This is a genomic window from Belnapia arida (assembly GCF_016773205.1).
Taxonomy (GTDB): Bacteria; Pseudomonadota; Alphaproteobacteria; order Acetobacterales; family Acetobacteraceae; genus Belnapia; species Belnapia arida.
Genome location: NZ_JAETWB010000020.1, coordinates 41,749 through 53,783, shown reverse-complemented (window position 1 = coordinate 53,783; position 12,035 = coordinate 41,749). Strand labels below are relative to the sequence as shown.

Genomic DNA, 12,035 nt, shown 5'->3' with positions numbered 1-12,035 from the left:
AGTTCATCATGGGTTTCAACTGCGGCATCGTCGGCCTGCCCAATGTCGGCAAGTCCACGCTCTTCAACGCCCTGACCGAGACCGCCGCCGCCCAGGCCGCGAACTACCCCTTCTGCACCATCGAGCCGAATGTCGGCCGCGTCGGCGTGCCCGACCCGCGCCTGCAGGCCCTGGCGAAGATCGGCAAGAGCCAGAAGATCGTCCCCACGACGCTCGAGTTCGTCGACATCGCCGGCCTGGTCCGCGGCGCCTCCAAGGGCGAGGGCCTCGGCAACCAGTTCCTCGCCAACATCCGCGAGGTGGATGCCATCGTCCACGTCCTCCGCTGCTTCGAGGATGGCGACATCACCCATGTCGAGGGCAGCGTCGACCCGGTGCGCGACGCCGAGACGGTCGAGACCGAGCTGATGCTCGCCGACCTCGACGGCCTCGAGAAGCGCCAGGTCGGGCTGCAGAAGCGTGCCCGCAACGGCGACAAGGAGGCGACGCAGCAGCTCTCGCTGATCGACCCCATCGTGAAGGCCCTGCAGGACGGCAAACCGGCCCGTACCGCGGTGTCGAAGGGCGAGGAGGAGGCGGCGAAGCGGCTGCAGCTGCTGACGACCAAGCCGGTGCTCTATGTCTGCAACGTGGAGGAAGCCTCGGCCGCCGCCGGCAACGCCCAGTCGGAGCGGGTCTTCGCCATGGCCCGCGCGCAGGGTGCCAGCGCGGTGATCGTCTCCGCCGCCATCGAGGCCGAGATCAGCCAGATGGCGCAGGAGGACCGCGGTGACTTCCTCGAGAGCCTCGGCCTGCACGAGGGCGGCCTCGACCGCGTCATCCGTGCCGGCTACGCCCTGCTCGGCCTGCTCACCTACTTCACCGTCGGCCCGAAGGAGACGCGGGCCTGGACCATCACCAAGGGGATGAAGGCGCCGCAGGCCGCCGGCGTCATCCATGGCGACTTCGAGCGCGGCTTCATCGCCTGCGAGACCATCGCCTATGACGACTACGTCGCCCTCGGCGGCGAGCAGGGCGCCAAGGAAGCCGGCAAGATGCGCGTCGAGGGCAAGGAGTACGTGGTGAAGGACGGCGACGTCCTGCTCTTCCGCTTCAATGTGTAGCATCACGGCGGATGCTGCCCGCCGATTTCCCCGCCAATGCGCTGGCCGTCGTCATCGCCTTCGGCCTCGGCGCGCTGATCGGGGCGGAGCGGGAGTGGCGCCGCCATCCGGGCGGCCTCCGTTCCTGCGCCATCGTCGCGGCGGCGGCCTGCGTCTTCGCCCGCATCGCGGTCGAGCATGGCGGCGCCAACCCTGCCCCGGCGCTCGGCGCCATCGCCACGGGCGTCGGATTCCTCGGCGCCGGCGTCATCCTGCACCATGGGATGGCGGTGCGCGGCCTCTCCACCGCCGCCACCTTCTGGGCGGTCGCCGCCATCGGCACCGCGGCCGGGCTCGGCGACTACGGCATGGCGCTCGGCCTCACCGCACTGGTCTGCTTCGCCCATGTGCTGCTGCGCCGAGCCTCCGCCTGGATCGAGCGCTGCGCCCCGCCGGCGGAGAACGGGCCGAAATAGCCGCGCTCAGTTCCGCTTCACCATTCGCACCGCATAGGCGCAGAGCCCGTTGCGGTACTCGCCCTGGAACACCCCATCGGCGAAGAGCCCCGTGGTGGCGATGGTCCGGTCGAGCGAATCCACCATGCGGATCGAGCCGTCGGCGCTGACGAAACCGCTCTGGCTCTGGCGGATCTGCGGGTTGAGGGTGAAGACCGCCTGCCCCTGCGTGACGGTGATCTCCCGCTCGCCCGAGGGCGCCCGTGGGCATTCCCGCGTCCGGTCCGGCTGGAGGGTGATGGTGCCGACCCAGCGCCCGTCGAAACTCGTCACCTTCGAAGGCGGCGCCGCGGGCCGCGCCGGGGGCGAGGCGTTGCGCGTCGTGACCGAGCTCGCCTCTGGCAAGGCGGTCTCGTTGGCGCAGGCGGCCAGCAGCAGCAGGCCTAAGGCGGGCAGGAAGGGACGCATGCGGATCCTCAGGTCGTGGCGTTGCGCGAGGAAAACCCTCAACCTTCCTCCTGGCAAGCCTCCGCCTCCCGCTGTGCGCCATCGAGCAATGCCTGCCGCCGCGCCTCGGCCCGCCGGTCATTGGCCTTCTCGGCCGCCGTCCGGCCATGCTTCGCGCGGTTTACCGCCGCCTCGGCCGAGGCCCGCTCGCGCGCCTGCCGTTTCTTCACCTGCTTCAGGTTGACGATCTCGCCCATCCCCGCAGCATAGAGGCAGCAGCCCAGAAGGGGAGGGTCCATCCATGCCGACCATCGAGCTCACCGCAGCCGACGGCCACGTCCTTGGCGCCTATACCGCCGGCCCGGCCGATGCGGCGCGCGGCCTGGTCGTCGTCCAGGAGATCTTCGGCGTGAACCGCCACATGCGCCGGGTCTGCGACGATTTCGCCAGGGAAGGCTACGCCGTCGTCTGCCCCACCCTGTTCGACCGCACCGAGCGCGGCGTCGAACTCGGCTACGAGGCCGCCGATGTCGCCCGCGGCCGCGACCTGCGCGGCACTATCGATGCCGGCAAGACCCTGCTCGACATCCTGGCCGCCGCCGCCGCCCTGCCGCGCCTGGCCCGGCGCGGCATCGTCGGCTATTGCTGGGGCGGCACCGTCGCCTGGCACGGGGCGACGCGCAGCAGCGCCTTCGCCGCCAGTGTCGGCTGGTATGGCGGCGGCATCGCCGCGGCGAAGGCGGAGCAGCCGGCCTGCCCCGTGCAACTGCATTTCGGCGAGACCGACGCCTCCATCCCGCTCGCGGATTTGGAGGCCATCCGCGCCGCCCAGCCCGGCGTCGAGGTCTTCGTCTATCCGGGCGCCGGCCACGGCTTCGGCTGCGAGGAGCGCGGCAGCTACGTCCCGGCCGATGCCGCGAAGGCCCAGGAACGGACGTTGGCCTTCCTCGCCCGGCATCTCGGCTGAGCGGCCGGGGGCTGTTCCCACTCCGGATTATCTGCGCTTAATCTCCCCTCCAGAGTCCGGCGCGAAGCCGGCCGTCCAAGGGAGAAAAGAATGCACCGCAGGTCCTTGTTCGGCGCGGCCCTCGCTGCGCCTGCCCTCCTCGCCGTCCCGGTCCGCGCCCAGGGCACCATCACCCTGAACGGCGCCTCCCAGTTCGGTGACGAGCACCCCTATACCAAGGCGCTCGTCCGGTTCGAGGAACTGGTGAAGCAGTATTACGGCAAGCCGATCAACTTCGTGCTGCACAAGAACTCGTCGCTCGGCCTCGAGAAGCAGTATTTCGAGTACATGGCGCAGGGCCGGGCGGTGGACTACGCCATCGTCTCCCCCGCCCACATGTCGACCTTCTCCAAGGCCGCCCCCTTCGTCGACGCGCCCTTCCTGTTCCGCGACGTCGCCCATTGGAATGCGGTGCTAGACCAGGACATGTTCAAGCCCGTCGCCGACGAGGTCGAGAAGCGCGCCCGCGTGGCGATGATCGGCTACGGCGGCGGCGGCGTGCGCAACATCTTCTTCAACAAGCGCGTGACCAACCTCGCCGCGCTGAAGGGCCTCAAGGTCCGCGTCCAGGGCGCGCCCATCTGGTCCCGCACCTTCTCAGCCATCGGCATGTCGCCGACCGTCATCGCCTATAACGAGATCTACAACGCCATCCAGAACAACGTCATCGACGGCGGCGAGAACGAGGCGGCCGGCGTCGAGCAGATGCGCTTCTACGAGGTGGCACCCCAGCTCTCCATGACGCAGCACGCCATCACCATCCGCCCGCTCTGCGTCTCGGTGCAGACCCTCTCGAAGCTGCCGAACGACCTCCAGGCCGCCATCAGGCGGGCTGGTAAGGAAGCCAGCGCCTTCCACCGCACCGCGGAGGCCGGCGCCGACAGCCAGATCCTCGAGACGCTTGAGAAGGCCGGCCGCCTGCACCGGGTCGAGTTCACCGACCGCGCCGAGATGAAGCGCCTGGTCGACCCGGTGATGGCCACCTATGCACGCGAGATCGATGCCGAGGGCATCCTCAACCGCATCAACGCCCTCACGGCCTGATCAAGGCCGCGGCGCCGGGCCTGCCCCCGGCGCCGCCTGCAAGGACTCCCCATGCCGACCACATCCCCCGGCGCGCCGGCCATGCTGCGCCGCGTCAACGACGCGCTCGCCAGCCTCATCGCCTTCCTGCTGATACTGAGCGTCGCCATCCTCATCATCCCGGTGACCTTGCAGATCCTCTCCCGCTACACGCCCCTCATCCCCGCCTATATCTGGACGGAGGAGCTGGCACGCTTTTGCCTGGTCTATGCGGTGATGCTCGGCGCCATGCTGGCCGTCCGCGAGGGCACGCATTTCGTCGTCGACGTCTTCCCCCGCCTCTCGACCGTCGGCGAGGCGCGGGTCGAGCTGATTGCCGGCAGCTTCGTCCTGCTCTTCGCCTTCGTCTTCCTCTGGTGGGGCTGGGAGTTCACGGAGTTCGCCATCTACCGCATCAGCGAACTGGCGGAACTGCCGCTCTGGATCATCCATGCCGCCTGGCCCATCGCCGGCGCCGTCTGGCTGCTCTTCGAGGCGGAGCGGATGCTGAACGCGCTTGCCGTGCTGCGGGCCACCGGGGAGGGCCGCGCGTGATGGGCGGCAATGTCCTCGACGCCGGCAGCGCGGCCGCCATCCTCTTCGGCATCTTCTTCACGCTGCTGGTGCTGCGCGTCCCCGTCGCCGTCTCGCTCGGCCTCGCCTGCCTGCCGATCCTGCTGGTCGAGCCGCGGCTGTCGCCCATGATGCTCGCGCAGGAGACCTTCAACGCCTACAATTCCTTCATCCTGCTGGCCGTCCCCTTCTTCCTGCTGACCGCCAACCTGATGAACATCGGCGGCATCACCGACCGGCTGATGACCCTCTCGCGCTCGCTCGTCGGGCATTTCCCCGGCGGCCTCGCACAGATCAACGTCGTGCTCTCCTTCTTCTTCGCCGGCATCTCGGGCAGCAGCACGGCGGATGCCGCGTCCCAGTCCAAGATCTTCATCGAGGCGCAGCGGAAGGAGGGCTATGACGACAGCTTCTCCGTCGCCATCACCGCTGTCTCCGCGGTGCTCGCCGTCATCATCCCGCCCTCCATCCTGATGATCGTCTGGGGCGGCGTGCTGACCGTCTCGATCGGCGCGCTCTTCCTCGCCGGCGTCATCCCCGGTGCGCTGATCGCCATTGTGCAGATGGGCACCGTCCACGCCTATGCGAAGGCGCGCGGCTACCCGACCTATCCGCGCGCGACGCTGGGGCAGATCGGCCAGGCCTTCCTCGTCTCCATCCCGGCCCTGCTGACGCCGCTCATCATCATCGGCGGCAAGATCTTCGGCTGGTTCACCGCGACGGAAAGTGCCTGCGTCGCCGTGCTCTATGCAGGCGTCCTCTCGCTGCTGGTCTATCGGGAGATGGATTGGCGCGGCCTGGTGAACGCGCTCGGCGAGACCGGGCGGCTGGCCGGCATCACCCTTTTCTGCGTCGGCACCGCCTCGGCCTTCGGCTGGCTGCTCGCCTTCTACCAGATCCCGGAATACCTGCTCTCCGGCGTGCAGGCCTGGGGGATGGGACGGATCGGCACCGGCTTCTTCATCGCCGCCGTCTTCCTCGTGGTCGGCTGCTTCCTCGATGCCATCCCGGCCATCATCATCGTCGGTGCCATCCTCCAGCCGCTGACCCAGGCCGTCGGGATGGACCCGGTGCATTTCGCCATGATCGGCATCGTCTCCCTGGCCTTCGGCCTGGTGACGCCGCCCTACGGCCTCTGCTTGATGATCGCCTGCTCGGTCGCCGGCATGCGCGTCGGCGATGCGCTGAAGGACACCTGCATCATGCTGCTGCCCATGCTCGGCGTGCTGGCACTGATCATCCTCTTCCCCTCGATCGTGCTGGTGCTGCCGAACCTCGTCTCACCGGAATTTCTGCGTTGACGTGATCGAAACCGGCCCCATGTCCCAACGTTCGCTCTCCGCACCGGCACGCTGCCGGACGGAGGGCAAGCGATGAACTCAACGATCCTTTTGATCATCCTGATCGTGGTGCTTCTGGGCGTGCTGCCGACCTGGCCCTACAGCTCGGGCTGGGGATACTACCCGAGCGGCATCCTTGGCATCATCGTCATCGTGCTGCTGGTCATGGCCCTGACCGGCCGCTTGTGACCAACCCCCGCGAGGCCGTGCCGCGGCCTCGCGGGTGCCGCCTCAGCCAGCCTTGGCGGCCAGCAGCCGCACCAGCGCGGCATCCCGCTCCGCCGCCAGGGCGGGGATCGGCCGTCCGTCGGTTTCCTGCGCGACGCCCTCGATCAGCGCCCGCTGCAATTCCGGCGTCAGCACCGGGTTGCCGAGGCTTTCCCACCAACTCGTCACCGCCGGCATCAGGTGGTGCATGAAATGCGCGTAGCCGCCCTCGCCACCCGCCAAGTGGAAGGTGGCATGCGGCCCCATCAGTGCCCAGCGTAGCCCGGGCCCCTGGGCGATCGCCGCATCCACATCGGCGACGCTGGCGACGCCCTCCGCCACCATGTGCACCGCCTCGCGCCAGAGCGCGGCCTGCAGGCGGTTCGCCAGGTGCCCCGGCACCTCTTTGTTCAGCACGATCGGATGCTTGCCGATGCCGCGGTAGAACCCGACCGCCGCTTGCACCGCCTCCGCGCTCGCCGTGCCGCCGCCGACCACCTCGACCAGCGGGATAAGGTGCGGCGGGTTGAAGGGATGCCCGATCACAACCCGCCCCGGATGCGTGCAGCCCTCCGACAGCCGGCTCACCAGCAGGCCCGAGGAAGAGCAGAGGATCAGCGCATCCTCCGGCAGCGCCGCGCTGATGGCGCGCAGCAGGGGCTGCTTCACCTCGTAGCGCTCCGGTGCGCTTTCCTGCACCGCATCGCAGCCGGCGACCGCCTTCACCGGGTCCGGCTCGAAGGACCATCGCCCCGGATCGGCCCCCGGCGCCGCGCCGAGCTGCTGCAGGATGGGCCAGGCCCCCTCCACCATGCGCCGGATCAGCTCCGGCGCCCCTGGCGAGGGGTCGCTCGCCACCACCTCCAGCCCACGGCTGAGGAACCACGCGGCCCAGCTCGCGCCGATCGTCCCGGCGCCGATGACGGCGATGCGACGGACGGGCCGCATCGCCTCAGCCCTTCTCGACCGGCCCGCCGCCTTCGGCCCAGTCCTTGAACCCGCCGAGGTTGCGGACATCGGCATAGCCGAGATCCTGCATCATCTGCCCGGCCAGCGCCGCGCGCCCGCCCGAGGCGCAATAGGTGATGACCACGGGCTTGCCGAGCGCCGGGTCGCGCGCCGGGCTCTCCGGATCGACGCGGAACTCCAGCAGCCCGCGCGGGATCGCCAGCGCCCCCGGCACCTTGCCGGAAGCGGCGATCTCGGCCGGCTCGCGCAGGTCGATGAACACGGCCTCGCCCTTGGCATGCAGCGCCTGCGCCTCGGCGGCGCTGATCCGCGGCACCGCGGCATTAGCGGCGGCGACCATGTCCTTCACGGTCTTCGGCATCGGCGTTCCTCCTCGTTGGAGGGGGGAGGCTAGCCCAACACGCGGGCCGCCGTAAGCGCCCGCCCCAGCACCGCGACGCTGGCCGCGATCAGCACCAGGAGCGTCAGCACCGCCCCGCCGCCCCGGGCCGGCCTGACATCCGGCTCCCGGCTGATGCCGATGGCGTGCAGCACCCGCGCAACGACCAGCGCCGCCCCGAGCAGGTGCAGCAGCAGCGAGGACAGCCGCATCCCCTCGCCGAGCGCCATCAGGATCAGGATCAGCGGCACGTATTCGGTGAAATTCGCATGCGCCCGGACCGCACGGAGAAGCCCTCGGTCCTCGCCGGTGCCGAGCATCACCCCGCTGCCGAAGCGCCCGCGCACCACCAGGAGGGTCAATGCCGCGTAGAGCAGGCCGAGCAGCGCGGCATAGAGGGCCGTGACCGGAAGCGCCATGAATGAGGTCCCCCATGGCCCCGCGTTCGACAAGCCGCCCGCGCATCGCCATATCGGGCCCATCATGGAACCCCTCGCGCTCTACATCCACTGGCCGTTCTGCCTGCGCAAATGCCCCTATTGCGACTTCAACAGCCATGTCCGCGAGGGGATCGACCAGGCCGCCTGGCGCGGCGCCCTGCTGCGCGAGCTGCGGCACGAGGCGGCACGGCTCGGCCCCCGCCCGCTCGCCAGCATCTTCTTCGGCGGCGGCACGCCGAGCCTGATGCCGCCCGAAACCGTCGCCGCCCTGGTCGAGGAGGCCTGCGACCTCTTTCCCGCCCCGCCCGACCTCGAGGTCACGCTGGAAGCCAACCCCACCAGCGTCGAGGCCGCACGCCTCGCCGAGATCAGGGCCGCCGGCGTCAACCGCCTCTCCCTCGGCATTCAGGCGCTCGACCCGGCGGCTCTCCGCTTCCTCGGCCGCGAGCACAGCGCGGCGGAGGCGGTGGCCGCGCTCGAGACCAGCCGCGCCATCTTCCCCCGCCTCAGCTTCGACCTGATCTATGCCCGCCCCGGCCAGCCCGAGGCCGCCTGGCGCGCCGAGCTTCGCCAGGCCCTCGCCTTGGCTGCCGACCACCTGTCGCTCTACCAGCTCACCATCGAGCCCGGCACGCGCTTCGCCACGGAATATGCCCGCGGCGCCTTCGCCCTGCCCGACCCGGACGAGGCCGCCCGCCTCTACTGGGCGACGGTGGAGGAGGCCGCGCGCTTCTCCCTCGCCCCCTACGAGGTCTCCAACTACGCGCAGCCCGGCGCCGAGAGCCGCCACAACCTCGCCTATTGGCGCTATGGCGACTATCTCGGCATCGGCCCCGGCGCCCATCAGCGCCTGCTGCTGGACGGCGCCATGATCGCCACCCGCCGCCACCGCGCGCCGGAGGAATGGCTCGCCCGCGTCACCCGGCAGGGCCACGGCACGGCCGAGGAGGAGGAACTCACCCCCGCCGACCGCGCCCGCGAGGCCCTGCTGATGGGCCTCCGCCTCGCCGAGGGCATCGACCCCGCCCGCATTGAGGCCCGCAGCAGCCTGCCGCTGGCCGAGGCGCTCGACCCCGCGATGCTCCTCGCCTGCATCGAGGAAGGCTATCTCGAATGGACCGGGGCCGGCCGCCTCCGCGCCACGGACGAGGGCCGCATGCGCCTCGACGCCATGCTCCCCGTCCTGCTGCGCTAACCCTTGGCCCGCGCCCGGCGCTTTGGCGCCGCCGTCGGCTCCCCCGGCACCGCCCGCGCCAGCCATTCCAGCGCCCCCGGTGCCGCCCGCCAGCCGGCCGCCCCGGTCCTGCAATAGACCGCCGCCTCATCCGCATCGCCCGGGCTGTAATACTCCGGCGACTCCGCCGGCATTGGCACCCGCCCGAGCAGCAGCCCCGGCACATGCGGGTTGGTCCCGAGCGCGGCCGGAAGCGCCTCCGCCGCCTTCGCCTCGCCACCCTGGCGGAAGGCGAGCAGCACCGCGCCGTAATGCCAGGCCGCGCTGCTGTCCTCCTCATAGGCCTGGTGCAGCGCCGCCGCTTCGGCCAGGGCATCGGCCTCCAGCAGCCAGTCGAGCAGGATGTAGCGCAGGCCCTGGTTGTCGTTCGGGTTCAGCGCCAGCGTGCCGCGCAGCGTGTCGATCGCCTCCGCCACCATCCCCTGCCGGCGCAGCTCGAAGGCGAGCCCCTGCCGCGCCCGCATATAGGGCCGGGTCTCGATGACGGACCAGAACTCGCCGCGCCAGGCCGTCATCCGCCAGGGACCGATGAACACCTCGCCCGCCGCCACCGCCTGGCGCCACAATTCCAGGGTGAAGGACAGCCCCTCCGGCGCCTCGCTCGCCAGGATGCCCCAGGCATCGACGCAGAGCGGGCTGGCCTGCAATGCCTTGGCGGCAAGGGCCAGGCGCTCCTTGCCGGTGGCCTCCATGGCGCCGAAGGCGATGTCCTGCGCCCCGTTGACCTGATGGTCGATCTCGGTGGTGCTATCCTCCAGCACCCGCATCACCCGGCGCTCCTGCGCCACCACGGCCGCCTTGCCGCCCTTAGCCTTCGCCATCGCCGCCTCCCAGCTCCAGCGCCCGCCGATAGACCTGCTTCCGCGGCAGCCCCGTCGCCGCCGCCACCGCCGCCGCCGCGTCCCGGAGGCTCATCCCCGCCGCCTGCGCATCGCGGAGCGCCCGGTCCAGCTCCGCCTCGCCGGTCGCCTCCTCCGGCGCCGGCCCGATCACGATCGCGATCTCCCCCCGCGCCGCCTCCGCCGCATAATGCCCGGCGAGCGCGGCGAGGCTGCCCCGCCTGACCTCCTCGAAGCGTTTCGTCATCTCCCGCGCGACCGCGGCCGGCCGCTCCCCCCCGAGCCCCTCCGCCAGCGCCGCCAGCGTCTCCGCCAGCCGGTGCGGCGCCTCGTAGAACACGATGCTGGCGCTAAGTCCGGCCCGCTCCGCCGCCCGCAGCCGCGCGATCTCCGCCGCCCGCGGCCCTGACTTCGACGGCAGGAAGCCGTGGAAGAGAAAGGGATGCGGCGGCAGGCCGGACAGCGTCAGCGCCATCACCGCCGCATTCGGCCCTGGCACCGCGCCCACCTTCAGCCCCGCCGCGATGGCCGCCCGCACCAGCCGGTAGCCAGGGTCGGAGACCAGCGGCGTCCCCGCATCGGAGGCGAGGGCGATCCGCTCCCCCGCCCGCAGCCGCTCCAGCACCCGTGGGGTCTGGTCATCCTCGTTGTGCTCGTGCAGAGGGATCAGGGTCACCGAAACACCATGCCGTGCCAGCATGGCGCCGGTTACCCTGGTATCCTCGCAGAGCACGGCATCGGCGCCGCGCAGCGTGGCCAGCGCGCGGGGCGAGAGATCGCCGAGATTGCCGATCGGCGTCGCCACCAGGGTCAGCCCCGGCAGCGCACCATCGGGGGAAGGGTCAGGAGGTTCGTTTGCCGGTTCCGTCACGCCGCACCCCGCTTCGCCACCTGTTGCGGCTCGCCTTGCTCTTTCCCCTTGCGGCCTGCGTCGCGCAAGCCCCGCCGGCCTATGTCACCCCCGGCTACCCGGCCCAGGCCGCGCCGTTGCCGGAGATTCCGCGCACGCGCGTCGGCCTGCTGCTGCCGCTCTCGGGCTCCAACCGCCCGCTCGGCCAAGCGATGCTGAACGCCGCCCAGCTCGCCCTCTTCGACCAGAACGACCCAGGCGTCGAATTCCTCCCCCGCGACACCGCCAGCACGTCCTCCGGCGCCGCCCAGGCTGCGCAATCGGCGCTGGGGGAGGGGGCCCGCGCGCTCGCCGGCCCGTTGACCCTGAACGAGACCGCCGCCGTCGCCGGCCAGGCCCGCGCCGCGGGCGCCCCGGTGATGGCCTTCACCAGCGATGCCGCCCAGGCCGGCAACGGCGTCTGGGTGCTCGGCACCACGCCCGCCGAGCAGGCCGAGCGCGTGGCCGCCGCCGCCGCCGAGGCCGGCGCGCGCCGCTTCGGCCTCATCGCGCCGGACGACGAGTTCGGCCGCCGCCTCGCCGCCGCGCTGCGGTCCCGCCTGCCCGCCCTCGGCCTGCCGGCGCCGATCGTCGTGCTTCAGGCCCGGCTCGGCGACAGCGCCGCCGCCGCCCGCGACCTCGCCGCGCAGGCCGGGCCGGAAGGGTTGGACGCGGTGCTGCTCGGGCTCGGTGGGGAGCGCGCCCGCGCCGCCGCCCAGACCCTCTCGACCGCGCTCCCCGCCAAGCCCCGCCTCCTCGGCACCGTGCTCTGGGCGCAGGACCCGGCGGTCGCCCAGGAACCCGCCCTCGCCGGCGCCTGGTTCCCCGGCCCCGACCCGGCGACGCGGGCCGGCTTCGACCAGCGCTACCAGTCGGCCTTCGGCGAGCGCCCGCCGCGCCTCGCCGGCGTTGCCTATGACGCGGCGGCGCTCGCCAGCCGCGCCGCCCGCGTCGGCATGACCCCGGTCGGCGAGGCGATGCTCGGCGCCGACGGTCCCGTCCGCCTCGGCCCGGACGGAATCGCCCAGCACGGCCTCGCCATCTTCGCGGTCGATCCCTCGGGCGAGCCCCGCCTCGTCCAGCCGGCTCCCATCCCCGGCGCCAGCTAGGCCG

General features: G+C 71.5%; 16 protein-coding genes. 9 read left to right on the top strand and 7 right to left on the bottom strand.

The features are described 5' to 3' along the window. Positions 1–8 precede the first annotated feature (8 nt). Together ychF and JMJ56_RS23830 are read left to right on the top strand one after the other, a co-directional pair. The gene (gene ychF, locus JMJ56_RS23835; RefSeq protein WP_202834270.1) at positions 9–1,103 is read left to right on the top strand and encodes a redox-regulated ATPase YchF; all 1,095 of its coding nucleotides are present in this window, start codon (positions 9–11) and stop codon (positions 1,101–1,103) included. 11 nt (positions 1,104–1,114) lie between these two features. After that, positions 1,115–1,558, top strand: a complete 444-nt coding sequence (locus tag JMJ56_RS23830) for an MgtC/SapB family protein (RefSeq protein ID WP_202834269.1) — start codon at positions 1,115–1,117, stop codon at positions 1,556–1,558. A 6-nt stretch (positions 1,559–1,564) separates the two neighbouring features. Here JMJ56_RS23830 and JMJ56_RS23825 read toward each other — a convergent pair whose 3' ends face one another. Both JMJ56_RS23825 and JMJ56_RS23820 read right to left on the bottom strand, forming a co-directional pair. After that, the gene (locus JMJ56_RS23825) at positions 1,565–2,005 is read right to left on the bottom strand and encodes a hypothetical protein (RefSeq protein ID WP_202834268.1); all 441 of its coding nucleotides are present in this window, start codon (positions 2,003–2,005) and stop codon (positions 1,565–1,567) included. Between the two features lie 38 nt (positions 2,006–2,043). Continuing rightward, positions 2,044–2,283: a DUF4169 family protein gene (locus JMJ56_RS23820; RefSeq protein WP_236038366.1), complete on the bottom strand. Its 240-nt coding sequence runs from the start codon at positions 2,281–2,283 to the stop codon at positions 2,044–2,046. 2 nt (positions 2,284–2,285) lie between these two features. Between JMJ56_RS23820 and JMJ56_RS23815 the strand changes: the two genes are divergently transcribed. The 5 genes from JMJ56_RS23815 to JMJ56_RS23795 all read left to right on the top strand — a co-directional run bounded on the left by JMJ56_RS23815 (position 2,286) and on the right by JMJ56_RS23795 (position 6,154). Next, a complete protein-coding gene (locus tag JMJ56_RS23815) occupies positions 2,286–2,951 on the top strand; it encodes a dienelactone hydrolase family protein (protein ID WP_202834267.1) in 666 nt (221 codons plus the stop codon). Positions 2,952–3,041: 90 nt separating this feature from the next. After that, positions 3,042–4,034 (top strand): TRAP transporter substrate-binding protein, encoded by a 993-nt coding sequence (locus JMJ56_RS23810; protein WP_202834266.1) that lies wholly within the window; start codon positions 3,042–3,044, stop codon positions 4,032–4,034. 51 nt (positions 4,035–4,085) lie between these two features. Then, complete coding sequence (locus JMJ56_RS23805) at positions 4,086–4,607, top strand: TRAP transporter small permease (RefSeq protein ID WP_202834265.1); 522 nt, start codon at positions 4,086–4,088, stop codon at positions 4,605–4,607. Continuing rightward, complete coding sequence (locus JMJ56_RS23800; protein ID WP_202834264.1) at positions 4,607–5,926, top strand: TRAP transporter large permease; 1,320 nt, start codon at positions 4,607–4,609, stop codon at positions 5,924–5,926. The genes JMJ56_RS23805 and JMJ56_RS23800 overlap by 1 nt, the downstream gene beginning before the upstream one ends. Positions 5,927–5,998: 72 nt before the next feature. Next, positions 5,999–6,154: a DUF3309 domain-containing protein gene (locus JMJ56_RS23795; protein WP_043359027.1), complete on the top strand. Its 156-nt coding sequence runs from the start codon at positions 5,999–6,001 to the stop codon at positions 6,152–6,154. Positions 6,155–6,196: 42 nt separating this feature from the next. On the opposite strand, the gene JMJ56_RS23790 is transcribed toward JMJ56_RS23795, so the two are convergent. From JMJ56_RS23790 to JMJ56_RS23780, 3 genes are read right to left on the bottom strand one after another with little or no spacing between them, the layout of a single operon-like run. Beyond that, a complete protein-coding gene (locus JMJ56_RS23790) occupies positions 6,197–7,120 on the bottom strand; it encodes a 3-hydroxyacyl-CoA dehydrogenase NAD-binding domain-containing protein (protein ID WP_202834263.1) in 924 nt (307 codons plus the stop codon). A 4-nt stretch (positions 7,121–7,124) separates the two neighbouring features. Further along, a complete protein-coding gene (locus JMJ56_RS23785) occupies positions 7,125–7,502 on the bottom strand; it encodes a rhodanese-like domain-containing protein (RefSeq protein WP_202834262.1) in 378 nt (125 codons plus the stop codon). A gap of 29 nt (positions 7,503–7,531) precedes the next feature. Beyond that, positions 7,532–7,939, bottom strand: coding sequence for an MAPEG family protein (locus tag JMJ56_RS23780; protein ID WP_202834261.1), 408 nt, complete (start codon positions 7,937–7,939; stop codon positions 7,532–7,534). A gap of 64 nt (positions 7,940–8,003) precedes the next feature. On the opposite strand from JMJ56_RS23780, the gene hemW reads away from it, so the two are divergent. After that, complete coding sequence (gene hemW, locus JMJ56_RS23775; RefSeq protein ID WP_202834301.1) at positions 8,004–9,155, top strand: radical SAM family heme chaperone HemW; 1,152 nt, start codon at positions 8,004–8,006, stop codon at positions 9,153–9,155. Here the strand turns inward: hemW and JMJ56_RS23770 are convergent. Both JMJ56_RS23770 and rsmI read right to left on the bottom strand, forming a co-directional pair. Next, positions 9,152–10,015: a hypothetical protein gene (locus JMJ56_RS23770; RefSeq protein WP_202834260.1), complete on the bottom strand. Its 864-nt coding sequence runs from the start codon at positions 10,013–10,015 to the stop codon at positions 9,152–9,154. The genes hemW and JMJ56_RS23770 overlap by 4 nt on opposite strands. After that, on the bottom strand, positions 10,002–10,904 hold the full coding sequence (gene rsmI / locus JMJ56_RS23765) for a 16S rRNA (cytidine(1402)-2'-O)-methyltransferase (RefSeq protein WP_202834259.1): 903 nt from the start codon (positions 10,902–10,904) through the stop codon (positions 10,002–10,004). Before rsmI ends, JMJ56_RS23770 begins: the two co-directional genes overlap by 14 nt. Here rsmI and JMJ56_RS23760 point away from each other — a divergent pair. Further along, positions 10,889–12,031, top strand: coding sequence for a penicillin-binding protein activator (locus tag JMJ56_RS23760; protein ID WP_202834258.1), 1,143 nt, complete (start codon positions 10,889–10,891; stop codon positions 12,029–12,031). The two genes, rsmI and JMJ56_RS23760, sit on opposite strands and share 16 nt — an antisense overlap. Positions 12,032–12,035 lie beyond the last annotated feature (4 nt).

Coding starts and splice junctions, on each gene's coding strand:
- ychF (WP_202834270.1), top strand. CDS start 9: ATGGGTTTCAACTGCGGCATCGTCGGCCTGCCCAATGTCGGCAAGTCC.
- JMJ56_RS23830 (WP_202834269.1), top strand. CDS start 1,115: ATGCTGCCCGCCGATTTCCCCGCCAATGCGCTGGCCGTCGTCATCGCC.
- JMJ56_RS23825 (WP_202834268.1), bottom strand. CDS start 2,005: ATGCGTCCCTTCCTGCCCGCCTTAGGCCTGCTGCTGCTGGCCGCCTGC.
- JMJ56_RS23820 (WP_236038366.1), bottom strand. CDS start 2,283: ATGGACCCTCCCCTTCTGGGCTGCTGCCTCTATGCTGCGGGGATGGGC.
- JMJ56_RS23815 (WP_202834267.1), top strand. CDS start 2,286: ATGCCGACCATCGAGCTCACCGCAGCCGACGGCCACGTCCTTGGCGCC.
- JMJ56_RS23810 (WP_202834266.1), top strand. CDS start 3,042: ATGCACCGCAGGTCCTTGTTCGGCGCGGCCCTCGCTGCGCCTGCCCTC.
- JMJ56_RS23805 (WP_202834265.1), top strand. CDS start 4,086: ATGCCGACCACATCCCCCGGCGCGCCGGCCATGCTGCGCCGCGTCAAC.
- JMJ56_RS23800 (WP_202834264.1), top strand. CDS start 4,607: ATGGGCGGCAATGTCCTCGACGCCGGCAGCGCGGCCGCCATCCTCTTC.
- JMJ56_RS23795 (WP_043359027.1), top strand. CDS start 5,999: ATGAACTCAACGATCCTTTTGATCATCCTGATCGTGGTGCTTCTGGGC.
- JMJ56_RS23790 (WP_202834263.1), bottom strand. CDS start 7,120: ATGCGGCCCGTCCGTCGCATCGCCGTCATCGGCGCCGGGACGATCGGC.
- JMJ56_RS23785 (WP_202834262.1), bottom strand. CDS start 7,502: ATGCCGAAGACCGTGAAGGACATGGTCGCCGCCGCTAATGCCGCGGTG.
- JMJ56_RS23780 (WP_202834261.1), bottom strand. CDS start 7,939: ATGGCGCTTCCGGTCACGGCCCTCTATGCCGCGCTGCTCGGCCTGCTC.
- hemW (WP_202834301.1), top strand. CDS start 8,004: ATGGAACCCCTCGCGCTCTACATCCACTGGCCGTTCTGCCTGCGCAAA.
- JMJ56_RS23770 (WP_202834260.1), bottom strand. CDS start 10,015: ATGGCGAAGGCTAAGGGCGGCAAGGCGGCCGTGGTGGCGCAGGAGCGC.